This is a genomic window from Streptomyces sp. NRRL F-2664 (genome assembly GCF_000719345.1).
Lineage (GTDB): Bacteria > Actinomycetota > Actinomycetes > Streptomycetales > Streptomycetaceae > Streptomyces.
The window spans coordinates 1-288 of sequence record NZ_JOFX01000506.1 but is presented as its reverse complement, the minus strand read 5'-3'; the positions used below and the strand labels follow the sequence as shown (position 1 = coordinate 288).

1 protein-coding gene is annotated in these 288 nt (G+C 71.9%); it reads right to left on the bottom strand.

The genetic code is table 11. The annotated features are described in order from the left end of the window. Positions 1-288, bottom strand: a 288-nt coding sequence (locus tag IF89_RS40095) for a hypothetical protein (protein WP_043195126.1), incomplete at both ends; no start/stop codon positions are given.

Below are 288 nucleotides of genomic sequence, written 5' to 3'. Positions count from 1 at the left end.
GGCGATGGCGCCGTCGGGGGTGTAGTGGAAGAGGACGGTGGTGCGGGTGCCGTCGGGGGCGGTGGTCTCGGCGGTTTTCCGGCTGCCGTCGGCCCAGTACGTGTAGGTGCTGCGCAGGCCGTCGGCAGTGGTAGCGGTGGCGGGTTTGTTGTCGGGGTTGTAGGTCCAGGCGGTGCCGTCTGCGCCGTGGAGGAGGTTGCCGGCCGCATCCCAGGTCTGGCCGGTGGTCTTGCCGTCGGTGGTGAGGGCGGTGAGGCGGCCCGCGGCATCGGTCTCATGGGCGGTGGC